Source organism: Amycolatopsis sp. NPDC059021 (assembly GCF_042739895.1).
GTDB lineage: Bacteria > Actinomycetota > Actinomycetes > Mycobacteriales > Pseudonocardiaceae > Amycolatopsis.
On record NZ_JBHYIQ010000024.1, the window covers coordinates 1 to 23,991 of the forward strand.

Annotated in this window: 26 protein-coding genes and 1 pseudogene; 9 read left to right on the forward strand and 18 right to left on the reverse strand. The window is 70.0% G+C overall.

Annotated elements, in window-relative coordinates; genetic code table 11:
• Nucleotides 1–131: 131 nt before the first annotated feature.
• The 5 genes from ACFWX1_RS16595 to ACFWX1_RS16615 form a co-directional block, all read right to left on the reverse strand.
• Nucleotides 132–1,511 (reverse strand): ABC transporter substrate-binding protein, encoded by a 1,380-nt coding sequence (locus tag ACFWX1_RS16595; RefSeq protein ID WP_378388100.1) that lies wholly within the window; start codon nucleotides 1,509–1,511, stop codon nucleotides 132–134.
• A gap of 153 nt (nucleotides 1,512–1,664) precedes the next feature.
• A complete protein-coding gene (locus ACFWX1_RS16600; protein ID WP_378388102.1) occupies nucleotides 1,665–2,519 on the reverse strand; it encodes a class II fructose-bisphosphate aldolase in 855 nt (284 codons plus the stop codon).
• Nucleotides 2,520–2,527: 8 nt separating this feature from the next.
• A complete protein-coding gene (locus ACFWX1_RS16605) occupies nucleotides 2,528–3,424 on the reverse strand; it encodes a 1-phosphofructokinase family hexose kinase (RefSeq protein WP_378388104.1) in 897 nt (298 codons plus the stop codon).
• Nucleotides 3,421–4,338, reverse strand: coding sequence for an ROK family protein (locus tag ACFWX1_RS16610; RefSeq protein WP_378388106.1), 918 nt, complete (start codon nucleotides 4,336–4,338; stop codon nucleotides 3,421–3,423). The genes ACFWX1_RS16605 and ACFWX1_RS16610 overlap by 4 nt, the downstream gene beginning before the upstream one ends.
• Before the next feature lie 3 nt (nucleotides 4,339–4,341).
• Nucleotides 4,342–5,223 carry an SIS domain-containing protein gene (locus ACFWX1_RS16615; RefSeq protein WP_378388108.1) on the reverse strand — a complete coding sequence of 294 codons (882 nt, stop codon included), beginning with the start codon at nucleotides 5,221–5,223 and terminating at the stop codon, nucleotides 4,342–4,344.
• Nucleotides 5,224–5,912: 689 nt separating this feature from the next.
• Here ACFWX1_RS16615 and ACFWX1_RS16620 point away from each other — a divergent pair.
• Entirely contained in the window at nucleotides 5,913–7,100 is a 1,188-nt protein-coding gene (locus ACFWX1_RS16620) for a hypothetical protein (RefSeq protein WP_378388262.1), read from the forward strand.
• 1 nt (nucleotide 7,101) lies between these two features.
• Here ACFWX1_RS16620 and ACFWX1_RS16625 read toward each other — a convergent pair whose 3' ends face one another.
• Entirely contained in the window at nucleotides 7,102–7,872 is a 771-nt protein-coding gene (locus ACFWX1_RS16625; RefSeq protein WP_378388110.1) for a TetR/AcrR family transcriptional regulator, read from the reverse strand.
• A 132-nt stretch (nucleotides 7,873–8,004) separates the two neighbouring features.
• Here ACFWX1_RS16625 and ACFWX1_RS16630 point away from each other — a divergent pair, with 132 nt between their 5' ends.
• A complete protein-coding gene (locus ACFWX1_RS16630) occupies nucleotides 8,005–8,415 on the forward strand; it encodes a DUF1992 domain-containing protein (RefSeq protein WP_378388112.1) in 411 nt (136 codons plus the stop codon).
• Here the strand turns inward: ACFWX1_RS16630 and ACFWX1_RS16635 are convergent.
• Entirely contained in the window at nucleotides 8,412–9,197 is a 786-nt protein-coding gene (locus ACFWX1_RS16635) for a carbon-nitrogen hydrolase family protein (RefSeq protein WP_378388114.1), read from the reverse strand. The genes ACFWX1_RS16630 and ACFWX1_RS16635 overlap by 4 nt on opposite strands.
• 29 nt (nucleotides 9,198–9,226) lie before the next feature.
• Between ACFWX1_RS16635 and ACFWX1_RS16640 the strand changes: the two genes are divergently transcribed.
• Nucleotides 9,227–9,859 (forward strand): GntR family transcriptional regulator, encoded by a 633-nt coding sequence (locus ACFWX1_RS16640; RefSeq protein ID WP_378388116.1) that lies wholly within the window; start codon nucleotides 9,227–9,229, stop codon nucleotides 9,857–9,859.
• Between the two features lie 5 nt (nucleotides 9,860–9,864).
• On the opposite strand, the gene ACFWX1_RS16645 is transcribed toward ACFWX1_RS16640, so the two are convergent.
• The gene (locus ACFWX1_RS16645; RefSeq protein WP_378388118.1) at nucleotides 9,865–11,205 is read right to left on the reverse strand and encodes an MFS transporter; all 1,341 of its coding nucleotides are present in this window, start codon (nucleotides 11,203–11,205) and stop codon (nucleotides 9,865–9,867) included.
• Nucleotides 11,206–11,295: 90 nt separating this feature from the next.
• On the opposite strand from ACFWX1_RS16645, the gene ACFWX1_RS16650 reads away from it, so the two are divergent.
• The 3 genes from ACFWX1_RS16650 (at nucleotide 11,296) to ACFWX1_RS16660 (ending at nucleotide 14,150) form a co-directional block, all read left to right on the forward strand.
• On the forward strand, nucleotides 11,296–12,033 hold the full coding sequence (locus tag ACFWX1_RS16650) for a DUF2848 domain-containing protein (RefSeq protein WP_378388120.1): 738 nt from the start codon (nucleotides 11,296–11,298) through the stop codon (nucleotides 12,031–12,033).
• Nucleotides 12,034–12,102: 69 nt separating this feature from the next.
• Nucleotides 12,103–13,233: a metallophosphoesterase gene (locus ACFWX1_RS16655; RefSeq protein WP_378388122.1), complete on the forward strand. Its 1,131-nt coding sequence runs from the start codon at nucleotides 12,103–12,105 to the stop codon at nucleotides 13,231–13,233.
• A gap of 122 nt (nucleotides 13,234–13,355) precedes the next feature.
• Nucleotides 13,356–14,150, forward strand: a complete 795-nt coding sequence (locus ACFWX1_RS16660; protein WP_378388124.1) for an alpha/beta fold hydrolase — start codon at nucleotides 13,356–13,358, stop codon at nucleotides 14,148–14,150.
• 73 nt (nucleotides 14,151–14,223) lie between these two features.
• On the opposite strand, the gene ACFWX1_RS16665 is transcribed toward ACFWX1_RS16660, so the two are convergent.
• From ACFWX1_RS16665 to ACFWX1_RS16680, 4 genes are all read right to left on the reverse strand, one after another.
• The gene (locus tag ACFWX1_RS16665) at nucleotides 14,224–14,673 is read right to left on the reverse strand and encodes a hypothetical protein (protein WP_378388126.1); all 450 of its coding nucleotides are present in this window, start codon (nucleotides 14,671–14,673) and stop codon (nucleotides 14,224–14,226) included.
• Between the two features lie 50 nt (nucleotides 14,674–14,723).
• Nucleotides 14,724–16,364 (reverse strand): alpha/beta hydrolase, encoded by a 1,641-nt coding sequence (locus ACFWX1_RS16670; protein WP_378388128.1) that lies wholly within the window; start codon nucleotides 16,362–16,364, stop codon nucleotides 14,724–14,726.
• Between the two features lie 17 nt (nucleotides 16,365–16,381).
• Complete coding sequence (locus tag ACFWX1_RS16675) at nucleotides 16,382–16,690, reverse strand: hypothetical protein (protein WP_378388130.1); 309 nt, start codon at nucleotides 16,688–16,690, stop codon at nucleotides 16,382–16,384.
• Nucleotides 16,691–16,824: 134 nt separating this feature from the next.
• Nucleotides 16,825–17,079 carry a hypothetical protein gene (locus ACFWX1_RS16680; protein ID WP_378388266.1) on the reverse strand — a complete coding sequence of 85 codons (255 nt, stop codon included), beginning with the start codon at nucleotides 17,077–17,079 and terminating at the stop codon, nucleotides 16,825–16,827.
• Here ACFWX1_RS16680 and ACFWX1_RS16685 point away from each other — a divergent pair.
• Nucleotides 16,969–17,276: pseudogene (locus ACFWX1_RS16685) on the forward strand (macro domain-containing protein); the annotation flags it as partial. The gene ACFWX1_RS16680 and the pseudogene ACFWX1_RS16685 overlap by 111 nt on opposite strands.
• Nucleotides 17,277–17,289: 13 nt before the next feature.
• Here ACFWX1_RS16685 and ACFWX1_RS16690 read toward each other — a convergent pair.
• Nucleotides 17,290–18,189: an SAM-dependent methyltransferase gene (locus ACFWX1_RS16690; protein ID WP_378388132.1), complete on the reverse strand. Its 900-nt coding sequence runs from the start codon at nucleotides 18,187–18,189 to the stop codon at nucleotides 17,290–17,292.
• A 134-nt stretch (nucleotides 18,190–18,323) separates the two neighbouring features.
• Here ACFWX1_RS16690 and ACFWX1_RS16695 point away from each other — a divergent pair, with 134 nt between their 5' ends.
• Entirely contained in the window at nucleotides 18,324–18,986 is a 663-nt protein-coding gene (locus tag ACFWX1_RS16695; protein WP_378388134.1) for an HAD family hydrolase, read from the forward strand.
• On the opposite strand, the gene ACFWX1_RS16700 is transcribed toward ACFWX1_RS16695, so the two are convergent.
• Nucleotides 18,970–19,428: an NUDIX domain-containing protein gene (locus tag ACFWX1_RS16700; protein WP_378388136.1), complete on the reverse strand. Its 459-nt coding sequence runs from the start codon at nucleotides 19,426–19,428 to the stop codon at nucleotides 18,970–18,972. The two genes, ACFWX1_RS16695 and ACFWX1_RS16700, sit on opposite strands and share 17 nt — an antisense overlap.
• A 147-nt stretch (nucleotides 19,429–19,575) precedes the next feature.
• Here ACFWX1_RS16700 and ACFWX1_RS16705 point away from each other — a divergent pair, with 147 nt between their 5' ends.
• The gene (locus ACFWX1_RS16705; protein WP_378388138.1) at nucleotides 19,576–20,034 is read left to right on the forward strand and encodes a DoxX family protein; all 459 of its coding nucleotides are present in this window, start codon (nucleotides 19,576–19,578) and stop codon (nucleotides 20,032–20,034) included.
• Between the two features lie 82 nt (nucleotides 20,035–20,116).
• On the opposite strand, the gene ACFWX1_RS16710 is transcribed toward ACFWX1_RS16705, so the two are convergent.
• From ACFWX1_RS16710 to ACFWX1_RS16725, 4 genes are read right to left on the reverse strand one after another with little or no spacing between them, the layout of a single operon-like run.
• On the reverse strand, nucleotides 20,117–20,719 hold the full coding sequence (locus ACFWX1_RS16710; RefSeq protein ID WP_378328033.1) for an ATP/GTP-binding protein: 603 nt from the start codon (nucleotides 20,717–20,719) through the stop codon (nucleotides 20,117–20,119).
• Nucleotides 20,700–21,071 (reverse strand): DUF742 domain-containing protein, encoded by a 372-nt coding sequence (locus ACFWX1_RS16715; RefSeq protein WP_378328106.1) that lies wholly within the window; start codon nucleotides 21,069–21,071, stop codon nucleotides 20,700–20,702. Before ACFWX1_RS16715 ends, ACFWX1_RS16710 begins: the two co-directional genes overlap by 20 nt.
• Nucleotides 21,068–21,484 carry a roadblock/LC7 domain-containing protein gene (locus tag ACFWX1_RS16720; protein WP_378328032.1) on the reverse strand — a complete coding sequence of 139 codons (417 nt, stop codon included), beginning with the start codon at nucleotides 21,482–21,484 and terminating at the stop codon, nucleotides 21,068–21,070. The genes ACFWX1_RS16715 and ACFWX1_RS16720 overlap by 4 nt, the downstream gene beginning before the upstream one ends.
• Nucleotides 21,484–23,895: a nitrate- and nitrite sensing domain-containing protein gene (locus tag ACFWX1_RS16725; RefSeq protein ID WP_378388140.1), complete on the reverse strand. Its 2,412-nt coding sequence runs from the start codon at nucleotides 23,893–23,895 to the stop codon at nucleotides 21,484–21,486. Before ACFWX1_RS16725 ends, ACFWX1_RS16720 begins: the two co-directional genes overlap by 1 nt.
• Nucleotides 23,896–23,991 lie beyond the last annotated feature (96 nt).

Consider the following 23,991-nt stretch of genomic DNA (forward strand, 5'->3'; position numbering starts at 1 on the left):
TTAAACCCCCCCCCACCCCACCCCCCCCCCCGCGGGCCCCACCCCCCCCCCCACCCGCCGCTTTTGGGGCCACGGCGCCCCCCCCGGGGGGGGGGGGCCCCCCCCCCCCCCCTCTTCCGCGACAGCGGTCATCAGCCCTGGCTCTTCCAGAACGCGGCGCCCTTGGTGGCGAGCTGGTCGATGAACTGCTGCGGCGTGCTCTGGCCCTTGAGCAGCGCAAGATCCGCCGGGTCGAAGACCTCGGTCTGCCACTTGCCACCCGCGAGGCTGTCGATTCCGTCGTACTGCAGGACGTGCTCCTTCTTCTCGTCGTCCAGCGCGGCCTTGGCCTGCTTCAGGTCGTCGGGTACGGCAAGATCGGTGCGGGGTACCAGGTTGTCCGCGACGGCGGGGATGCCGGACAGGATGTCCTTGTTGAGGAAGTAGGCGATGAACGCCTTGGCGGCCTCGGGATGCTTGGCCTTCTTGGTCACCGCGAACCCGATCGGGATCTGCTCGACCGTGTCGTGCGTGGCGCCCGGCGGCATCGGGAACTGGAACGAACCGTACTCCAGCTTCGTGCCCGCGCCCTGCTTGTCGAGGTACTCGCGGGTCTCGCTCGGCGCCCACGTGCCCATGTAGAGGAACCGCGCGTCGCCGTCGGCCCAGCGTTGCTGCACCTGCGGGAACTTCGCCGCGTCCCAGCCGTCGATGAGGTGCTTCGGCAGCTTCGCGGTTTCCGCGGCGGCCTTGAGGAATCCGGGGTCGGTCTTCCACGCCTGGCCGGTCGGGTCACTGGCCGCCTTGGCCACCCCGCCGGCGCCGACGTAGCGCTCGGCGAACTGGGTGAAGAAGTACATGTTGTAGAACGGGATGTCGCCGTCCTGCGCGATCGCGGCCTTGCCTTCGGCCTTCGCCTTGTCGAACAACCCGTACAGCTCATCCACGGTCTTCGGCGCGACGAGATCCTTGGCCTGCGCCTTGTTGTACCACCAGGCGTTCGAGAGCATCTCGTACGGCACCAGGAAGGTCTTGCCCTCCTTGTCCTTGTTCTGCGGGAAGTCGTACGAGGTGCGGGTGAGGACGTCCTTGACCTTCTTGTCGCCTTCACCGACCTTCAGGTCGAAGACGTCGTCGACGCTCTGCGTGCCGCCCGCCGAGACGATCGCGGCGCTGACCTTGCTGACGTCCTGGTCGAACAGGTCCGGCACGTTGTCGGTGTTGAGCGCCGGAGCGATGTTCTGGGTGTAGGCCTTGCGCCCCAGCCACTGCACGTTGACCTTGACGCCGGTCTTCTCGGTGAAGCACTTGAACGCCTTCTGCAGCACCTTGCCTTGCGGCTCGTCGGCGGTCCACATCGCCCAGTAGGTGAACTCCTTGTCCGTCTGCGGTTTCGCGCCCGCCTCCGGACAGGGCGCGTTGAGGTACTGGTCGACGCCGGGCAGCGCGTTCGCGCCGCCCCCGTCGCCCGTGCCCGCGTCACCGCCGCCGCATCCGGCCAGCGCCATGGTGAGCACGGCGCCTGTCGTCAACGTGAGTACTTTCCCGGACCTGCCCCGTGCCATCCGCATGGCCACCACCCGATCAGAGAGTCAGCTATCGCACACTTCTTGCGCGTTAGCGCGCAGTTTTGTTCGGTTTCACGCAGCTGTCAACAACTTGACCCAGGAAAGACTGCACAATCGTCATTTCGCGACCTCCTCGTGACCCGGCGCGAGCACACCCAGCAACCGCTCGATCTCGCTCGCCACCGCGTCCCGTGCCGCGCCCAGATACTTACGGGGATCGACCCGCTCCGGATGGTCACGCCAGTACGCCACCGCCGCGGCGGTGAACACCTTGTTGAGCTGCGTCGCGATATTGATCTTCGTCATCCCGGCACGCACCGCCGCGGCGAGGCCGTCGTCGGGGACCCCGGACGAACCGTGCAGCACCAACGGCACCGGCACCCGCTCGCGCAGCCTGGCGATCAGTTCGAGGTCGAGCGAAGCGTCCCTGGTCAGCATCGCGTGCGAACTGCCGACGGCGACCGCGAGCGCGTCCACCCCGGTGACCGCGACGAACTCGGCGGCCTCGTCCGGATCCGTCCGCGCGCCTGGCGCGTGCACGCCGTCCTTCCCGCCGACCTCGCCCAGTTCGGCCTCCACCCAGACGCCGTGGTCATGGCAGTAGGCCGCGATGTCCCGCGTCGCCGCGAGGTTGTCCTGGTAGTCCATTGTGGACGCGTCGAACATCACCGAGCCGAAGCCCAGTTCGACGGCCTCGCGGACGAGCTCCGGCGCCTCGGCGTGGTCGAGGTGGACGGCGACACCGATGTCGGCGGCCCGCGCGGCGGCGAGCGCGGCGCTGCCGATGGGTGCGAGCGCGCCGTGGTATTTGACCGCGTTCTGGCTCAGCTGCACGATCACCGGGGTTCCGGCGCGGCTCGCGCCCGCGATGATCGCGGTGACGTGTTCGAGCTGGATCGCGTTGAAGGCACCGCAGCCGCGGCCGTCCTTGACGGCGGGGCCGACGATCTCGCCGGCGGATACCAAAGGCATGGGACTCCTCAGTTCGGAAGGGCACGCACCACCACGGCGCCGAGTTCACGCCGGTAGTGCGCGAGGTCGATGTCCCCGGCCAGCGGCCCGAGGACGGCGGCACCGGACAACGCGACCGCGCGTCGGAGGATGCCGGGCCACGGCTCGCCCCCGGCGATCCCCAGCGCGATGCCCGCGACGGCCGCGTCCCCGGCGCCGGTGGCGTTGCCGGTCAACGTTTTCGACGGCGCGGCCTGCCAGACGCCGTGTTCGGTGACCGCGAGCAGACCGTCCGCGCCCAGCGAGACGACCACGGTCCCGGCGCCTCTGCTCCGGAGTTCCGTGGCCGCCGCCACCGGATCGGCGCGACCGGTGACCTCGCGGAGTTCGGCGAGGTTGGGCTTGACCACGCTCGGCCGCCCGCTCAGCCCTGCGGTCAGTGCCGCGCCGGAAGTGTCGAGAATGGCCGGGACGCCCGTGGTGAGCAGCTCGGCATACCCTCCGGCGCCGGGCGGAAGACTGCCGGAGCAGACGAGCACGTCCGGGGTGTGCCGCCCCACGGTGTCCACAAGGGACGTCCACTCTTGTGCGCTCAGGTCCGGTCCTGGTTCGTTGAACAGCGTGACCGTGTCGTCCACAGTGGACAAAATGGTCGTCGTCCGCCGGGTCTCCCCGCCGACCGGGACGAGGTCCGCCGGGATCCCGGCTTCGGAGAGTTCGGCGGTGAAAGCGTTTCCCGTCGCACCACCGGCCGTCGCCACCGCGCGGACGTCCTCGCCGAGCGTGTGCAGCACCCGCGCGACGTTGATCCCCTTGCCGCCGGCTCTGGCCCGCATTTCCCGGACGCGGTGCACGGAGTCCGGCCGTAGACCGTCCACTGTGTACGTCACGTCGAGCGCACTGTTCGGTGTCACGGTGAGGATCACGAGGAGACTCCCACGAGGTCGGCCGCGAGCAGGCCCGCACCGAGGCACCCCGCCTCGTCGCCGAGCTCCGCGCGGCGGAGTTCCGGCATACGCTGGAAAGTGAGCCGTTCGGCGGTGCGACGGCGGACGCGCTCCAGCAGCCCCTCGCCTGCGCCGAACAGGCCGCCGCCGAAGACGACGACCTCGGGGGCGAGCAAAGTGACCAGCTGGCGCAGGCCGTCGCCGAGCGCCGCGACCGCGTCGTCCAGTACCGCCACCGCGTCCGGATCTCCGTTCGCGGCGGCGGCCATCACCTCTCGCGCACCGTCGGCGGCGCGGCCGGAACGGTCGGTATAGCGCCGCGCCAGCGCGGCCGCGGACGCGACGGCTTCGAGACAACCGATGGCACCGCAGCCGCACACCAGGTCGTGCCCGACGTCGAGATGCCCCAGCTCCCCGGCGCGGCCACCCGCGCGGTGCGGACGGCCGCCGAGGATCAGGGCGGCGGCGATCCCGGTGCCGACCGGCACGAACGCCGCGTCGGTGAAGCCCCGCGCGGCGCCGATCCGGTACTCCGCGAGCCCGCCGGCGGTGACGTCGTGGCCGAACGCCACCGGGACGCCGGCGCGGTCGGCGAGCAACTCGCGCAGGGGCGCGTCCCGCCAGCCGAGGTTGGCCGAAAACCGCGCGACCCCGGCATGTTCGTCGACGATGCCCGGGACCACGACCCCGGCCGCGGCGAGCGGCCCCGCCGACTCCGTCAGCTCGCGGATCAGCTTCCCCGCCTGATCGGCGACCGCCCTCGCCGGATCACCGCCGCGTGCCGTCGGCCGCCGCAGGCCGCTGACCTGCCGCAACCCGCCCGGAACCGGCTCGTACACCGCCGCCTTCACGCTGGTACCGCCAACGTCGAGCGCCGCGACCAATCGGGGCATGGCTCAGGTGAGCACGACGGAACGGGTGAGGCTGCGGGGATTGTCCGGATCGAGGCCCTTGCGCCGGGCGATCTCCCCCGCGACGAGCTGCGCGCGGACGAGGTCGGCGAGCGGGTCGAGACCGCTCTCCTCGAACCGCCCGCCCGCGCGGGCGACGTCGGCGGCGAGCCCTTCGGGCGCCTGGCCGAACATCCAGGTCACGCGTCCTGGTTCGCTGATGCTGATCGGCCCGTGGCGGTATTCCCACGCGGGATAGGACTCGGTCCAGAACAGACAGGCCTCGCGGAACTTCAGCGCCGCCTCGTTGGCGATCCCGACCGACCAGCCGGTGCCGAGGAAACTGAACTGGCCGGCCGACGCCAGCGCGTCGTCGACCGGCTGCGCGAGCACCTGCTCGGCCTGGGCGATCACCGGGGCGAGATCCTCGCCGAGATGGGTGCGCAGCACCGCCAGCGCGGTGGTCGCGAACCGGGTCTGGACCACCGAGCGCTCATCGGCCACCGACAGATCGACCACGGCGTCCACCGACTCCGCGATCTCGGCGGGCACACCGGTGATGGCGGTGGTCGGGAGTGTGCCGCGCAGCTTCGCGAGCAGGCCGAGAACCTCGGTCGTGGTCCCGGACCTCGACAGCGCGATGACGTGGTCGTACTTCCGGCCGACGGGGAACTCCGACGCCGCGAACGCGTCGGTTTCCCCCAGCCCGGCGCTTTCGCGCAGCACCGCGTAGGCCTGGCCGATGAACCAGGACGTCCCGCAGCCGACGATCGCCACCCTGGCCCCCGCGGCGGGCAGCTTTTCGGCGAAGTCCGAGGCCTGGGCCGCGGCCGCGCGCCAGCGCGCGGGCTGGCTCGCGATCTCCTCCGCCATGAAGGTTCCGCTCATGAACTCCCCATCCGTGCCGGTCGAGTGCGCAACAAGCACCACCGTAGTTGCAGGTTTCTGCATAGTCAATCGCGGTTTTGCGCAGCTTTCGTCAAAGAGCGTGCAGGTTTTCGCGCGCGCGGTGCGGCTGCGGGGCGGGCCACGGTGTCGCGAACGCTCCGTTCGGGACGCTCAACGTCGCGAACGCGTCGTTCAGGACGCTCGCCCTGCCCTGCCGCGTCACGCGACGGCGGATGTGCCGAGGGACGCCCTCGGTGCGTTCAGTGCACCAAGGGCGTCCCTCGGTGCGGCCAACGCACCCAGGGCGTCCCTCGGCACCCGGCCCACCAGCCCGAGCGGCACCCGGCCGACACGTGCCGATCACCTCAGGTTCGTCGCGGGCTGCCGCGCGGGTCACCCAACCGGCGCCGCGCACCCGTAAGGTGGCATCGACGGCGCGGCCACGCACCGGCATGTCCACTATGGACAGAAGACGGAAACCAGGAGCGAGAGTGCGTGAAGCCCGCGTAAAGGTGACAAATTTACGACGTTGGTTTTATGCCAGACGGACGAACTTCGCCGAAATCCCCGGTTTTCGCTTGGCAAAGCACCAAAATTTGCTTTGATCGGATAGCTTTCCCATACCCGCCGGTAACTCGGCGAGCGGGTGACCGGGCAGGACAACGGAGTTCGAGGAACGGGGTGTGAGCATGCCGAAGCACCGGCCACGAAAAGCGCGTTCGGTCCGGCAACGGACCGCCGCGGCGCTGGCGGGCGGCGCGCTGGCCGTGCTGCCGACGATCACCGCGAGCGGCCTGATCTCCCCGGTGGCGCACCAGGCGCCGGACGGCCAGAAGCCGGCCGACCAGGCCGCGCCCGCTCGCGTACCTGACGTCGTGATGCCGCCCGTCGCGGTCGACGGCAGCCTGCCGCAGCCCCCGGTGCCCGAGCCGCTCATGGCGCCCGGCGCGCACGCCTCCTCCGGGTCCGCCGGGGTGTCCGGCCCGCTCGGGATCCCCGCCAGCATGCTCAAGGCGTACAAGAACGCGGCCGACATCATGGCCAGGGAGCAGCCGAACTGCCACATCGACTGGCAGCTGCTCGCCAGCATCGGCCGCATCGAGTCCAACCACGCCCGCGGTGGCTACGTCGACGCCAAGGGCAACACGCTCGAGCGCATCCTCGGCCCCGCCCTCAACGGCACTGGCGGGTTCGCCGCCATCCCGGCCACCGACGGCGGCGTGTTCACCGGCGACCCGGTGTGGGACCACGCGGTCGGCGCGATGCAGTTCATCACCGGCACCTGGCGCGCCTACGCCTCCGACGGCAACGGTGACGGCGTTTCCGATCCGAACAACGTCTACGACGAGACGCTCGCCGCCGGCCGCTACCTGTGCTCGGGCAACCTCGACCTGTCCTCGATCGAGGTCCAGCGGATCGCGGTGCGCCGGTACAACAACTCGCAGTCCTATGTGGACACGGTGATGGCGTGGGCCGCCGCCTACCGGGGCGGCGTGGCACAGCTGCCCGACAGCGAGGTGCCGATCGGCGCCCCGCCGAGCCACCCCGCCGAAGGCGCGCCGGGCGCCGTGGCACCGCCCCCGGCCCCGCCGGGCAGCACACCGCCACCCCCGCCCGGCCCCGGCAACCCCGGAAGCACGCCGCCGGGCAGCACCCTCCCGCCCACCGGGACACCGACCACCACCCCGACGACGCCGTCCACGCCGAGCACACCGCCGTCGACTCCCCCGTCCACGCCGCCGAGCAGCTCGACACCCCCGTCGAGCAGCACTCCGCCCGCGACACCGCCGTCGAGCAGCACCACGACGACGCCCGCCACCGCACCCACGAGCAGCAGCACGTCGTCGAGCAGCACCACGACGACGTCGGCGAAGTGAGCTAGGCGACGAGTTCTTCGATGCCGTCGAGCAGGCGGTTCAGGCCGAAGTCGTAGGCCTGGGCCGCCTGCTCGGCCGCGGTCAGCACGAAGCCGCCGTTCTCCCACACCCGCGCCATCGTGGGGTGCCGCTCGACCGGGAAGTACCGGTGCCAGAACACCGAACGCTGGTCCCACCAGGCGTCGTCGGACTGGCCGGTGACCCGCTCCAGGTGCGCGCTTTCCGCCTCCAGCGCGGCATTCGCGTCGATGTAGGTGCCCAGTGCGCCCGCCGCCGCGGTGACCTGGGCCGCCTCGAGCCCGAGAGAGTCCAAAATGGACAGCAAATACTCCTGTCCGGCGAGGTGCCCCGGCCCGAGCGCGGGCCGCACCCGGGAGGCCTCGCGCAGCCAAGGATGATGGCGGTAGATCTCGCGCGTGCGGTCGGAGTAGAGCAGCACCTGGGTACGCCAGTCGGCGGGCCGCTCGTCGCCGGGGCCGGGCAGGCGGCGTTCGGACAGGACCTGGTCGACCATGAGGTCCAGCAGCTCGGCCTTGCCGGGAACGTAGGTGTAGAGCGTCATCGTCCCGGCCCCGAGTTCCTTGGCCACACGGTGCATCGACGCCGCGACGAGCCCTTCGGCGTCCGCGACGCCGATCGCCACCTCGACGATCCGGCCGACGGCCAGCCGCGGACGGCGCCCGCGCACGGGTTCGGGGTGCTGCTCGCGCACGTGCCACAGCAGTGCCAGCGCGCGGTCGATGTCCTCGGCGCCGTTGTGCTCGACCGTCATCTGTGTCCAAGCTCCTCGCGCCGGCCGCCGCTGTCCCCGGGGGATCGTACGCGACCGGCGGCTTTCCGTACGTTATACGGCTCGCGCGGCCGGAAATCGGTACCCTGAGTACCAGGACGGGAGGAGACGGGGATGACGAAGCGCAAGCCGCCGGGGGCGTCGTTCGGGTTCTGGGTCGACAAGCAGATCTCCATCGCGGAAAAACGCGGTGACTTCGAAAACCTGCCCGGCGCGGGCAAGCCACTGCCGAAATCCAGCGGGCGGGACGCCGCGACCGACTGGATGATGCGGCAGGTCAGGGACAACGGCCTCGACGTGTCCGACATGCTGCCGCCGTCCCTCGCGCTGCCGAAGGAAATCCAGGACCTTCCGGCGAAACTCGCCAAGGAGCGCACCGAGAAAAGCGTCCGCGAGATCGTCGAAGACCTCAACGCCCGGATCCTCAAGGCCTACCGGGAGCCCCAGCTCGGACCGCCCCTCGCCGTCGCGATGGTCGACGTCGAAGAGGCGGTCGCGAACTGGCGGGAAAACCGGGCGAGCTAGCCGAGGACCGGGACCCGTTGCCGGACCGCGCGCACGGTCTCGACGTCGACATCGGCGACGAGCAGGCCGGGGCCGCCGCCCAGCCGGGTGTGTACCGCGCCCAGCGGATCGGCGAGCACCGACCGTCCGACGCCGAGCGGATCGGCGCCGGACGGCGGCGTCCAGGCCTGATCGCACGCGAGCAGCCAGGCCTGCGCGTCATGGGCCCTGGCACGGGTCAGCAGGTCCCACTGCTCTTCCTTGCCGGGCCCGGCACCCCACGACGCCGGGACGACGACGAGTTCGGCGCCGGCGCGGCCGAGCGCGGTGAAGTGGTCGGCGAAGCGCAGGTCGTAACAGGTCGCGAAGCCGATCCGGACGCCACCCAGCTCCACCTGGACCAGCTCGGTACCTGGGGCGACGGTGTCCGACTCCCGCGAGCCGAAGGCGTCGTACAGGTGGATCTTCCGGTACGCGGTTTCGAGACCGCCGCCGGTGATCAGCAGGGTGTTGTGCACGCGGCCGTCCGGGGCGGGCTCGAACATCCCGGCCACGACAACGACTTCATGCGCCGCGGCGATTTTGCGGACACCGCTCGCCCACGGGCCGTCGAGCGGTTCCGCCGCTTCCCGCGGATCCGCCGCGAAACTCGCCATCGCCGCTTCCGGCAGGACGACCAGTTCCGCGCCGCGCCCGGCTGCCCGCCCGACGGCGTCCTCGATCGCCGCGAGGTTCGCCAGCGGGTCGGTGCCGCCCGCGATCTGGGCGGCGGCGATCCGCAGTGTGGTGGGGTTTCCGGTCATCGAGGCCTCCCAGCCTGTATACATGTGGTATGCGTTCTGACGGGGGTTCGGGCAGGGATCGGGCGTACCAGTACCTGCGGTCGACCGTCCTGACCGATCCGGCGGTGTCCGGCACGTTCATCAACGAGCAGGCGGTGGCCACGAGCGTCGGCGTTTCGCGCACTCCGGTGCGGGAAGCGCTGCTGATGCTGGCCGCCGAGGACCTCGTCCAGCTGGTGCCGCACCGCGGCGCGTTCGTCACGCCGTTGCCGGGCAGGCAGATCGCCGAGCTGATGCAGGCCCGCGCCGTGATCGAATGCTGGGCGGCCACTACGTCGCTGGCCGCGGGCCGCGCTCCCGCCGCGGAGATGGCGAGGCTGATCGAGCGGCAGCGGGAAGTCGCCGACGACGCGCGCGCCTTCATCGACCTGGACAGCGAGTTCCACGCGCTGCTCGTCGGCGCCGCGGACAACAGCGTGCTCGCCCGGCTGTACGAGACCCTGCGCGCCCGGCACGTGCTGCTCGGCGTGGTCGCGCTCGAACGCAGCGACGACCGGCGCCGGGAAGTCCTCGCCGAGCACCAGGAAATCGTCGACGCGCTGGCCGCGGGGGACGCCGCCGGCGCCGAGGCGGCGATCAAACGCCACCTCGACGCCACCGGCAACATGCTGATGCAGGGCTGACCGGGTCACTTCCCCGCCAGGGTCGCCTGCTGGTCCGGCACTTCGTCGACGTCGTCGACCACCGCGCGGCCGAGACCGAGCCCGGCCAGCGTCACCACGCACGCGACGGCGATGTACGCCGCGATCACGTAGCCCGAACCGGTCTCGGCGAGCAGCCAGGTGAACGCCAGCGGGGCGATCGCGCCGCCGATGACACCGGCCAGGGTGTAGCCGAGCGAACTGCCGGTGTAGCGCAGGCGCGCGTGGAACTGTTCGGAGACGAACGCCGCCTGCGGGCCGTACATGAGCGAGTGGAAGAACAATCCGCCGATCACGCCGATGAGCAGGGAGACCATTCCGCCCTGCGCCATCGCGAAGAACAGGACACTCCACACGGCGCCGCCGATGGTGCCGATCGCGTAAACGCGCTTGCGGCCGTAGGCGTCGGAAAGCCAGCCCGCCAAGGGGATCAGCCCGACCTGAAGCGCGGAGCCGACGAGCACCGCGGTGACGGCCTCGCCTCGGCTCATGTGCAGCGTCTTGGTCGCGTACGTCAGCACGAAGACGGCGAACATCGCGTACAGCACGTCCGGGCCGACCCGCGACAGCACGGCGGCGGTCAGCGCGCGGGGCTGCGTGCGGAAGACCTCCCGGACCGGCGCGGCCGGGCGCTCACCGCGTTCGGCCAGCTCGCGGAACACCGGGGTTTCCTCGAGACTGGCGCGGATCCACAGACCGAACGCGACCAGCACGGCCGACAGCAGGAACGCGATCCGCCAGCCCCAGCCGAGGAACTGGGCCGGCGTCAGGACACCGGCGAGGATCGCGAGGACGCCGTTGGCCAGCAACGTGCCCAGCGGCGGGCCGACCTGAGCGGCCGAAGCCCAGAAGCCACGCTTCGACGTCTCGCTGAACTCACTGCTGAGCAATACGGCGCCGCCCCACTCACCGCCGACGCCGACACCCTGGGCGAAGCGCAGCAGCACGAGCAGCGCGGGCGCGAGGGCACCCGCCGAGGCGTGCGTCGGCAGCAGCCCGATGCCGAACGTCGCGACGCCGATCAGCAGGAGCGTCGCGACCAGCACCTTCTTGCGGCCGATGACGTCGCCGAGCCTGCCGAAGACGATGCCGCCGAGCGGACGGGAAATGTAGCCCACCGCGTAGGTCCCGAAGGCCTGCAACGTGCCGGTCAGCGGCTCGCTGGTGGGGAAGAACAGGTCACCGAAGACCAGTGCGGCGGCCGAGCTGTAGACGGCGAAGTCGTACCACTCGAGCGACGTGCCGGAGAGGCTCGCCGCGAAGGCTTTGTACAGGCTGCGGCGCTGCGCGCGCGGCGGCGCCACATCGAGCTGTGGGGATTGAGACATGGAACTGGTACCTCCTTGGCGGCTGCCCCATACTTGCTGTATACAACGTGTCTACGCAAGTCCCCGCTCCGAATTCCTGGAGGCAGTAACGTGACCGAAACCCAGATCAGCGCGCCGAGCACCGACCGGCGGAACCTGGTCCGGTTCACCGTCCCCGGCGGCGCGGTGCGCGAGATCGAGGTGCGCTACGCGCTGAACGGCGGGTACGCCGGCCGTGACACCGCGCAGGTCCAGCACCACGTGGACGAGCTCGCCGCGCTGGGCGTCCCGGCACCGACGCGCGTACCGACCCTGTACCCGCTGTCGTCGAACCTCGTCAGCCAGGCCGGGACCGTGCAAGTGCCGCACGCGCGGACGTCGGGCGAGGCGGAATGGGCGCTGATCGTCGGGGAGGACGCCGACGATCTGCTGCTCACCGCGGCCTGCGACCACACCGACCGGGCGCTCGAGGTCCACGGCGTGGCGTGGAGCAAGCAGTCCGCGCCGGATCTGCTCGGCGACTTCGCGTGGCCGCTGGCGGACATCGCCGACGAACTGGACGCGTTCACGCTCAAGGCGTGGGTCCGCCACGGCAGCGCCGACCAGAACGAGGAGCGGCTCGTCCAGGACGGCACGCTCGCCCAGCTGCTCCCGCCGTCGTACTGGGTGGAGCAGCTGCGCGAGCACGGGCTGCTGCGGCCGGGCACCGTGGTGCTGAGCGGCACGATCCCGATGATCGAGGGCGTCGACCAGTTCGCCGACGGCTGGCGCGTCGAGCTGACCGACCCGCGTGGCACGACCAGCCGCGTCGGTTACACGGTGGAGCGGCTCCCCGAGGCCTGGGACTGACCCGGACGAACCATCTCCGCTTTTCGACTACGCTGGGTATATCCGGTTCGGTGGAAAGCAGGCAGTGCGATGGGTCGTTATCTCCGCGTGGTCGTGCCGATCCTGGCGCCGCTGCTGCTGTTCGGCGTGCCGTGGCTGTCGCTCGTGCTCGCCCCGGACTGGTCCGCGGCGGGGTTCACCATCGGCACCGTCGTCTTCGCGGCGGCGTTGCTCGCGCTCCCGGCGCTGATGATCCTCGGGCACGGCCCGCGCCAGCTCGACGCGGCCGCCCGCACCGGCGACATCCTGCTCGGCGTCGTCTGGGTGCTGTTCACCTGGAGCGTGCTGGGCCAGCTGGTGCGGCTCGTGCTCGTCCTGTCCGGTGTGGACGATCCGGCGCGGACGGTCGCCGTGGTGACCGCGGCCGTCGCCGTCGTGCTGCTCGTCGCGGGCAACCGCGCGGCGATGCGGATCCCGCCGGTCAAGGAGGTCGACGTCGTCCTCCCCCGGATCGGGCCCGGTATCGACGGGCTGCGGATCGCGGTCGTCACCGACACGCATTTCGGGCCGCTGGACCGGACGAAGTGGTCGGAGCGCGTCGTCGCGGTGGTCAACGGACTGAACGCCGACGTCGTGTGCCACGCCGGGGATCTCGCGGACGGTTCGGTGGCGCGACGACGCAAGCAGGTCGACCCGCTCGCCAGCGTCCAGGCCGGGCTCGGCCGGTTCTACATCACCGGCAACCACGAGTACTTCGGCGAAGCGCAGGCGTGGCTCGATCACATGGCCGGGCTCGGCTGGGACACCCTGCACAACCGGAGCACGCTGGTCGAACGCGGCGGCGACCGGATCCTGTTCGCCGGGATCGACGATCCGACCGGCGCCGGGTCCGGGCTGCCCGGCCACGGCCCGGACCTGCCCGCCGCGCTCGACGGCGTGCCGTCCGACGTGCCGGTGGTATTGCTGGCGCACCAGCCGAAACAGGTCGTCCAGGCCGCGGAGGCCGGGATCGACCTGCAGATCTCCGGGCACACCCACGGTGGCCAGATCTGGCCGTTCCACCTGCTCGTGCGACTCGACCAGCCGACGCTGGGCGGACTGAGCCGCCACGGCGAACGCACCCAGCTCTACAACAGCCGCGGCACCGGGTTCTGGGGCCCGCCGTTCCGGGTCTTCGCGCCCAGCGAGATCACTCTCATCACCCTGCGCCGCGGCGTCTGACCTGCGCTTTTCCCTGCCGCGACGTCAGCGCGTGCTACCGACAATTTTTTTTGTCTTGACAGCTCGATAGTTCGGTGCGAACGTAGTCGTCGACAGTGACCCAGCAGAACGGAGCAGACGTCATGAACACCGTGGTTTCCGCCGACGGCACGACCATCGCCTACAGCCGCGTCGGGCAGGGACCCGCGCTCGTCCTGGTCGACGGCGCGATGTGCTATCGCGGCCAAGGCCCGAACGACGCGCTGGCCGCGGCCCTGGCCGACCGCTTCACCGTGTACACCTACGACCGCCGCGGACGCGGCGAAAGCACCGACACCGGGCCGTATTCGGTGGACCGCGAAATCGAAGACCTGGCGGCGGTGATCAAGGAAACTGGCGGCGAGGTCTCCCTGTACGGCATCTCATCGGGCGCCGCGCTCGCTCTCGAAGCCGCGCACCGCGGCCTGGCCGTACGGCGACTCGCGGTCTACGAACCGCCGTTCGTCGTCGACGGCACCCGGCCTCCAGTGCCCGCCGACTACCCGGAACGCGCCACGGCGGCGGTCGAGAACGGCCGTCCCGGCGACGCGATCAAGATGTTCATGACCGAGGCCGTCGGCCTGCCCGGCTGGATGGCCACGATGATGCGCCTGATGCCCGCGTGGCCGAAGCTCAAGCGCGTCGCGCACACGCTGCGCTACGACGCCGAGATCATGGACGGCAACCAGGCCGGCCGCCCGCTGCCCGAAGGCCGGTGGTCCGGGATCGCGGTGCCGGTGCTGGTGGCCGACGGCGGGAAGAGTCCACAGTGGATGCGCAACGGCGTCGCCGCGCTGGCCGCGCAGCTCGGGACCACCGTCCGCACCCTGGACGGCCAGACGCACATGGTGAAGACGAAGGTCCTCGCCCCGGTCCTCGTCGGCTTCTTCGCCCAGTGACCCGGAATTCCGTCACCAGGCTAGGCCGGGCAGCCGGGCCGAATGCAGGCAGAAAATCTGAAGAAACGCCACTCTAACTCGTCTGATCAGGCGTACCGTTTCGCCACAAGCACGGAGTGTTCGTTCCGATGAAAAGTTTTCCTTGCATACTGGCCTGCAAGCTCATGAGATACCCGTCCCTGGCAGCGTTGATGAACATGTCACCCGGCCTGCTGTCGGTTACCGGAGTCCAGCCGTGCGACGCCCACCAACTCTTCAGTTTATCGAAGTAGCTGTTGTTTTGCGCACTGTCGATCCCGTTGACCAAAAAGCTGGCATCCGCTCTGATTTGACCGGTCGTCTTGTCGGACACGTCCGTGCAAGGCATTGACTGAGACGGCTTCTCCTCCAGGGAAAAACCCGGCGGAAAAGTTTCCGCGGCCGCATCCTTGGTATATTTGGAGGCGTTCGCTTGCCCGTCCGCCACTGAAATCGTGGCCTTCATCTCGTTCCCTCCACACGCGGCGACGACAGTCATCATCACTGTGGCCATTATAGCGAGGCGTGAGCGCACCATCTTCGTCCGGCGGACATTCATGATCCCGGCCTGCCGCCCGCGATGATACTCGCCATGCCCCGAAGAGATTTGGACTCATACTCCCAGTAGTCACTGTGACCAGCGTTCGCGTTCGACTCGAACCGCTGACCACCAAACCACCCGGTTGTCGGGTCCGGGCCGAGCGGATCGATCGCGTCGGCCATCGGGTTGCCGAAGTTGGTGAACGCCGGCACGGGGTCGACGGCTGATTTCGTCGAATAGACGTGCTGGCCGACTTGATCCTGCGCGACGCCATCGAGACGCAGCTCATTGGCGTGCTGAACACCAACACCAGGGCTCGCCACCATCACGACATTGTCAGCAGGAAGACCCATGTCGCGGGCTGTTTGACCAACCACGGTCGTGCCGTAGCTGTGCCCGATAACCGTAGTGTTCGTCGGGCCGGGGGCATGGGCAGCGTCGAGCCCGTCCTGGAACCTGCGCAAGCCAGGCTCGGCCCGGTCGGCGAAGCTGGTACTCGCAGCATCCGGAAAAACGCTCTGCGGAGCGTCATAACCCGCCCACATGACTACCGACGTCGGGACGGGGTTCACCTTCTGCGCAGCTTGCATCATGACGTCGGCTCTGCTGATGTCCTTCACCATTCCGTCGTTCAACCCGGAGGTTGTGCCGGGGACGTAGGTGGCGACATTCTGAGCGTGGTCGGGGTTGCCGACAGCGATGATGGCCTGTCCGGAGTTCGCGGGATTGAGGCCAAGCAGGAATGCCGGCGGCTGACCCGGGAGTGGGCGATTCAGGCGGTCGTTGATTTGGTTCATTCCCTTGAGTTTGTCGTCCAGCGCGTCGCGCTGCTTTTCCAGGTCGTGGTAGTCGTCCATCTGACGGGGGTCGGACTCTCTCATGCCGTCGAGTTTGTGCTGGATCTCGTCGCGCTGATGTTTGAGATTGTCGCGTTGCTGCTGGAACACCGCCCGGTTGGCCTTGTCGCGGTCTTCGGCGGGGAGTCCGTCCATGGCGCCGATGGCGGCGGGCCGGTCGCGGAGCAGAATCGCGCGTCCGGCGGGTGAAAGGGTGGCCCACCAAGCGGCGTTCTGTGCGGGGGTGGCGTTCGGCGGCGGTTCGGGCAGGGTCAGGCCGGGGCTGGCCAAAGCCGCTTCCGCCGCCGCCGCGACGGTGGCCTCGTCGCCAGTGCCGAACTCGCCGTGTTCGGCGTGCTGGAGGACCGCGGTCAGGTCGTTGTCGATGTCGTCGGCGGTCCGCAACGCCTGCGCGAGGTCGTCGGCGATCTGCTGATGAGCACGTGCCCGGTCCTGAGGGTGCATGTCCGGCGGTGGCTCCTTGCCCGCGAAGGTATCGGCGACACCGCCGTTGTCGTCGACGGTGTATCCGTACTTGCGGGCGAGTTCTTCGGCATTGGTGATGGCGTGCTGGACAGCGGGAATGGCGTCGGACGCCTGGCCGATGGCTTTGGCCACGACGGACACCCCGGCCGCCATCTTCTCCGCCTTGCTCATCAGCGCCTTGTGCGCTGAGGCCGCGTTGTCCGAGGCCGGGCCTGCCCAGCCCTCGACGGGAAACACCTTGCCGAAATCGTCCCCGGAGTGGATGAGTACCTGGATCCGCTGGTGCACGGTGCGCGCGATCTCGTCGAGCCGCCCCGGGTTCCACCGCTTCACGTCCGCGAGACTCACCATCAGCGCGGCGCCGTCAGCTTGCCGTCACTCGGTAGTGACGACTGCGCGTGCGCGTCGCCCGCCACGTAGGTATCGGCCGCCTTGCCGAGCGACGCCACGTGCTCGTCGGCATCGGCACACCACGCGGTAAACGCCGACCTCCACGAGTTGCCGAACGAGGACGCGGCACCAGCCGCCTTCGCCCCTGGCAGTGCGCCCGCCAGCTCCGCGACCGGTCCGGCGCAATCCACCCGGCGCAGCTCACCCATCGCGTCACCGGCACTACGCCCCGCGGCTCGCAGGGCTTCGGGCACAGTCGTGAATCCCATCGGGCCTCCCTCCCGTAGTCACTCGGTGACACTACGGGAGGAAGAAAGACAGGTTCAACAACTCTTAACCCGGTCAGGGGGCACCTGCCCAGGAAACAACGGGTTCCTGCTCAGCCGCCTCCGAGTAGTCGTACTCATCCGGGCGACCCCTCGTTCAAGGACTCGGAATTCCGCTCGCACGGTACGCAGCGCGCGACGAGAATCGTGCTCCGGGAGGAAACATGGCCACGATCGAACTCGTCGAAGGCGACCTGACCGAGCAGCACGCCGACGTGCTGGTGAACGCGGCGAATTCGTCGCTGCTCGGCGGAGGCGGTGTCGACGGCGCGATCCATCGCAAGGGCGGGCCGGACATCCTGGCCGAATGCCGGAAGCTGCGGGTCGGGCACTACGGACACGGATTGCGGGCAGGCCAGGCCGTGGCGACCACCGCCGGACGGCTTCCCGCCCGTTGGGTCGTGCACACGGTGGGTCCGGTCTTCTCGGCGAGCGAGGACCGCTCGCCGCTGCTGGCCGACTGTCACGCAATTCCCTGCGCGTCGCCCGCGAACTCGGCGCACGGGTCGTCGTGTTCCGCGCGGTCGCCGACCGGCTCGGGATCAACCTGGGAGATGCGCCTTGACGAGCTGGGCCTTGCCCAGGAAGGACTCGGTGCCGGGGTACAGCTCCCTGCCGAACCGCGCGAACACCTCACTCGCCTGCTCGACGTCGACCGCCCAGCCCTGCGCGCCGAGCCACTCGTTGGGGTTCCGGCGTGGTGCGCGATTCCACAGGGTTTCGATGTCGATCCCCATGTCCAAGCTGGCCTGGCGGAACGGGGCGTCCAGTGAGTCGGGGAACGCGGATTCGGGCAGCCGTTCGGTGGCGACGTGGCTGCCCGGCGCGGACAATTTCACGATTTCCCCGAAGAGCTTCTCCTCCGCTTCGGGCGGCAGGTACGGCAACAGCCCTTCGGCGAGCCACGCCGTCGGGCGGCCCGGCTGGAAACCGGCGCCCAGCAACGCGCGAGTCCAGTCGTCGCGGAGGTCGACCGCGACGGCATGACGGCGACAGGCGGGCACCGCGCCCTGCGCGTCGAGGACCTGCTGCTTGAACTCCAGCACCCGCGGCTGGTCGATCTCGAAGACGTCGCGACCGGTCCAGTCGAGCCGGTAGGCCCGGGTGTCGAGGCCGGCGGCGAGGATCACCACCTGTGGTGTGTCCGCGGCCGCGAAGTAGCCGTCGAAGAACCGGGTGCGTACGCCGAGATAGCCGGCCATCGACGCCCAGTCGCTCACGTGGCTGTCATCGCGGGGTTCGAGCGGGAGCGGCACCGGAGGCTTCGCGGCACGCACGAACGAAGCCGCGTACGGATCGTCGATGTAGCCACTCGCCGTTTCCACCGCGCGGGCGGACGCCACCGCGAGCGCGGTCAGGCCGACGCTGGTCACGATGTCCCATTGCCGGTTTTCCGTCATGCCGACCCCCGATCCACAGCCGATGATCTTTCTTGCGATCATGGCACCGCGCGATCGGCCCGGCACTATCCGTGCACGAAATGCCCGGCTTCCCTGGTTGTGGCGTGCCTCTCACCCATCCGGCCCAGCGCCCGCTGACTTGCCGTGCCGAACGGCGGTCGGGCAGGGTTGCGAGAGTGTCCTTCCGCGCCTTGATCTTCGACTTCGACGGCACCCTCGTCGACACCGAGTCCGCCGTGCTGGCGGCCTGGCAGGGCACCTTCCGCGAACTCGGCGCCGAACTCCCGCTCGAGAAGTGGTACGAGGTCATCGGCACGCACAGCACGACGCCCGCGATGTTCGCCCTGCTCACCGAGCTGGTCGGCGACCACGATCAGGATCTCATCCGCCAGGCCAACCGCACCCGGATCCTCGCGCGCCTCGAGACCGAAGGCGTGCGCGAAGGCGTGCTCGACTACCTCGACGTGGCCACCAGCCACGGGCTGCGGCTCGGAGTCGCTTCCAGTTCCTCGATCGGCTGGGTGCGGACGCATCTCGAACGCCTCGGGATGGCCGAGCGGTTCGCCTCCGTCGCCACCGGCGACCGGCACGCCGGGAAACCCCGGCCCGACCTCTACCTCGCGGCCCTCGCGGAGCTGGAAGTCGAGGCAGGCGAGGCGATCGCGTTCGAGGACTCGCCCCACGGCGTCTCCGCCGCGAAAGCCGCCGGGATGACCTGTGTGGCGGTGCCGAACCCGATCACCGCCGGACTCGACTTCTCCCACGCCGACCTCGTCCTGCCCGGCTTCGACGCCAAGCCGCTCGACGAGGTACTGGAGCTGTTCACAGCAAAGCGGTGAGCCGGTCGAGGAACGGCCGCTGGCCCACGACGAGCTTCTCCCGTGCCATGTCGAGGGTGAACCACTCGGCCCGGTCGACCTCCGGGAACTCCTGGGTCCGGCCCGACCGCGGCGGCCATTCCATTTCGAACGTCCCCGGGACGACGTCGGCCGGGTCGAGATCGCCCTCCACCGCCCACGCCGTCACGACCTTGCCGGACTGTTTGACCTCGCCCAGCTCCCGGTACTCGCCCTCGGGCGCGGGCAGGCCCAGTTCCTCGGTGAACTCGCGGCGAGCCGCCGCCTCGGGTGGCTCGTCCGGATCCAGCTCGCCCTTGGGCAGCGACCACGCGGCCGCGTCCTTCTTCGCCCAGAACGGCCCGCCCATATGCCCGAGAAGGACTTCCGTCTCCCCGTCGCGGCGACGGAAGAGCAGGAGCCCGGCACTGCGTTTGGCTGCCATCGGCCCAGTCTTCCGGTCCACTCGCCCCGTCCGCGAAACGGGTCCGAAAAAAGTTCCGGGAGGATGTCGATCCGGTCGATCGCCGCTCGACGCATAGGTGAGAGCAAGCCCGAGCCCGGGCGACGACCGAACCGAAAGAGGCCCGAGATGACCACGATCGCCCCCTCCGCCAAGACCGCCACCGCCGCGACCACCGAGCGCCGCCGCACCCAGCTCAGCGCCCCCGCGTCCGCCGTCCTCTCCGCCTTCCGGGTCGTGGTGGGCTTCCTGTTCCTCTGCCACGGCGTCGCCGGGTTCGGACTGCTCGGCGGGATCGACGGCAACGGCGCCGCGGTGCCGCTCGGCCAGTGGCCCGGATGGTGGGCGACGATCATCGAGACGGCCGGCGCGCTGTTCGTCCTGGCGGGCCTGTTCACCCGGCAGGCCGCGGTGCTGCTGTCCGGGACGATGGCCTACGCGTACTTCACCGTGCACGCCGCGGAAGGCCTGCTGCCGCTGCACAACATGGGCGAGCCCGCCGCGATGTACTCGTGGATCTTCCTGCTGATCGCGGCCGTCGGCCCCGGCACCTTCGCGCTCGACACCCTGCGCCGTCGCCGCCGCTGAACTCCCGTGACGTGCCGTGAAGGCCTCCTTCACAGCGTTGAGCGCTGTGAAGGAGGCCTTCACGGCATTTCGGCGGCGTGATTCAGAGACCGGCTTGGGCGGCGGCCAGGTCCGACCGCGCCATGACGTGCTCCATCAGGATCGTCAGGACCTGTTTCGTCGACTCGCGCTCGCGGGCGTCGCAGAGCAGCAGCGGGACGTCCGGGCCGAGGTCGAGCGCGGCGCGGACCTCCTCGGTGCCGTAGCGGTAGGCACCGTCGAAACAGTTGACGCCGACGATGAACGGCAGCCCGCGTCGCTCGAAGAAGTCCACGGCCGCGAAGCAGGTCTCGAGCCGCCGCGTGTCGGCGAGCACGACGGCGCCGAGCGCGCCCTCGGCCAGCTCGTCCCACATGAACCAGAACCGGTCCTGGCCGGGCGTCCCGAACAGGTAGAGGATCAGGTCCGGGTTGATGGTGATGCGGCCGAAGTCGAGCGCGACCGTGGTCGTGGTCTTCTGCTCGACCCCGGAGAGGTCGTCCACCCCCTCCGACGCCGCGGTGATGACCTCCTCGGTACGCAGCGGCGGCACTTCGCTCACCGAACCGACCATGGTGGTCTTGCCGACCCCGAACCCGCCCGCGATCAGCACCTTGACCGCGGTCGCGGTCAGGGATCGCCGGGGATCAGAGTTTCCGGATGCCATCGAGAACCGCCTGCAATACGTGTTTGTTGGGGGTGTCGGTCGCCGGTGCCGCCGCGCGGAACAGCACCAGGTTCTGTTCGATCAGATCGCTGAGCATCACCTTGACCACCGGCAGCGGCAGGTCCACCCGCGCGGCGACCTCGGCCACCGACACGGGACGCTGGCACAGGGTCAGGATCCGCGCGTACTCCGGTTCCAGCATGGCGACTTCGGCCGCCGTCCGCAGGGCGACCACGAGCGTGATCAGGTCCAGCCCGAGGGTGTCCGACCGGGTGCGGCCGCCCGTGACCGCGTACGACCGGACCAGCGGGCCGGCCTCGTCGTCGAACCAGGCTTCCCTCCGCGTCATCATGGCGACGCGGTCTGGCCCGCCGTAGTACGCGGAGCCGACGTCAGCACCGCGCCGACCCGCTTGACCATGAGGTTCATCTCGTAGGCGACCAGGCCCATGTCCGCGTCCTCGCTCGCCAGCAGCGCGAGGCAGGCGCCCCGGCCCGCCGCGGTGACGAAGAGGAACGCGTGGTCCATCTCGACCATGGTCTGGCGGACGTTGCCGCCACCGAAGTGCCGCCCGGTCCCCCTGGCGAGGCTCTGGAACGCCGAAGCCACCGCGGAAAGGTGTTCGGCGTCGGCCTCGCTCAGGTTGCCGGACCGCCCGATGAGCAGCCCGTCGGAGGAGAGCACCACCGCCCGGTCCGCGCCGGCGACCCGCTTGACGAGGTCGTCCAGCAACCAGTCGAGCTCACTGACTCCTGAGTTGACCATCACTCGCGATCTCCGTACCTGTCGTCGATACCGGGTTCCTCCTGCGCACGTGCCCGCCGCGTGCCCTGCTGGAACGCCGCCAGCCGATCGCGGGCGAGCTCCGGCGTGTCCTGCCGGACCTCCTCCCGCTCCTGCCGCACAGCCCTATCTTCCCGCAACTGCGGGACGAGGTTCTGCTGCCTCCGCCGCTGGGGCAGCGGCGGACGGCCGGGCGCCGCGGGCCGCTGCGGCTGCTGCGGCCTCCCGTCCTGGGCCGGGCGCGGCTCCTGCGCCGGCCACGCGGGTGGATGCTGCGTGCGCGCGGGCTCCGGGCGGACCGGCCGCTGCGTGCGTGAAGGTAGCGGCGGCGGCGTGGTCTCGCCACCGGACGGCGTCCGCGGCACGGGCGGCCGCTCGGACGCGGGCAGTTCGGGGACCGGCACGGGCATCGGCGGCTCGGTGCGGTGCTTGCCTCGCCGGGGCCTGCCGATGACGGTGACGCCCTCGGTCTGCTCCGGAGTGTCCTCTTCGGACACCGGCTCCCGCTCGGGGAGTTCCGCCTCCGGCTCGGGGAGCTGCGCGAGCAGTTCCGAGCGGACGAGCACGATCGCGCGTGTCCCGCCGTAGGCCGACTCACGCAGATGGACGTTGATGCCGTGCCGCGCGGCCAGCCGGGCGACCACGAACAGCCCGAGCCGCGGTTCGTCGGACAACGCCATGATCCCGAAGTCCGGCGGATCGGCCAGCATCGCGTTGAACTGCTCGGCCTGCTCCGGTTCGAGCCCGAGGCCCTGGTCCTCGACCTCGATCACGACACCCTTGCCGACGACGTTCCCGCGCACCTCGACCCGCGACTGCGGCGGCGAGAACGACGTCGCGTTGTCGATCAGCTCGGCGAGCAGGTGCACGAGGTCGCCGACGACCGGCCCGCGCACGGCGATCTGCGGCAGCGCACCGGTTTTGACGCGGGCGAAGTCCTCGGTCTCGGCCGAGGCACCCCGTACGAGTTCGGCGAGACCGACCGGGTTGCGCCACTGACGGCCGGGCTGACCGCCGCCGAGGATGATCAGGTTCTCGGCGTTGCGGCGGGCGCGGGTCGAGAGGTGGTCGAGCTGGAACAGCGTGTCCAGCTGCTCGGGGTCCTCCTGCTTGCGCTCGGCCTGATCGAGCACCTTGAGCTGGCGGTGCACGATGACCTGGCTGCGGTGCGCGATGTTGAGGAACACCGTCTTGGTGCCCTCCCTCGTCTTCGCCTCGTCCACCGCGGCCGCGATCGCGGTCTGCTGCGCCTTGTTGAACGCGTCGGCGACCTGGCCGATCTCGTCGGTGCCGTGGTCGAGGAAGTGCCCGCCGTCCTCGAGGTCGACCGGCTCGCCGTTGCGGACCCGCTCGACGAGCTCGGGCAGCCGGACCTCGGCGGCGTCCAGGGTGTCCTCGCGCAGCCGCGCGAGCCGTCCGATGAGCCGCCGGGACAGCCGCAGCGCGACGATCACCACGGCGAACGCCACGAGCAGGGCCGCTGCCGCGCCGATGATCGAGTTGGTCAGCGTGTCGTCGGCGTCGTCGATCGCCAGGTTGGTGGCGTGCGAGCTCTGCTGGACGAACAGCTTCATCAGGGTGGCGCCGACCTGGTCGGCCGCGGCCCGCCATTGCTCCTGCGGAACCGGGAGCCGGGTCAGGTCGCCGCGGAGGAAGGCGTTTTCCACGGTGGTCAGCGTCTGCCACTGCGGCGAGGCCACCAGTTTGTCGTACTGGGCCCTGACCTCGGGGATCATCCGCGAGGTCGACGCCTCCAGCTGAGCGTGATAGGCGCCGATCTGGCCGAGATAGGTGCGGAAGTCCTCGGGGCTCAGCCCGCCCGAGGCGAGCGCCGCCGCGGCGAGGGCGTCACTGCGCCGCATCTCGTCGGCCGCGCTGAACATCGGGATCGCGGTGAGCCGCTCGAAAGCGTTCTCCGCGCCACGCGCGGCACGGGCCAGCGCGCCGACGCCGTCGATGAACTGGTCCATCACCTGGTTGTAGAAACCGAAGGCCTGGCCGAGCTGGAGCTGGCCGCTGTCGGCCTGCTGGCGGATCTGCGGCGTCTTCGCGTACAACGTCATGAACGTCGCGATGTTCTGCTTGACGCTGTCGGGAACGTGGCTGTCGTCGGTGAACTGCTTCAGGTTGTCCGCCATGGGCGCCGCGGTCGCGTCGGACTTGGCGCGAGCGGCGGTGAGCGCCGGACGCTGACCGGTCTGCCCGGCGAGCGTGCCCAGCGTCAGCCGCCGCTCCTCCTGGAGCGCGGCGAAGAACGGGATGGCCGGCGTTTCGGAACTCCTGATCTTCAACGCGTATTCCCGCGACGTCGCCGCGTCGAAAACCAGATAGCCCGCCAGCGCCACACCGACGAGCAACAGCGCGACACTCGGGATCAACGCGATCGTCAGCACGCGCGAGCGGATCGAAGAGCCCCGGCCCCGTCGAACGGAATTCTGCTTCACCGTGGTCCGCTTTCGTTCCGGCAGTTCATGGGCATAGCCTTCCGG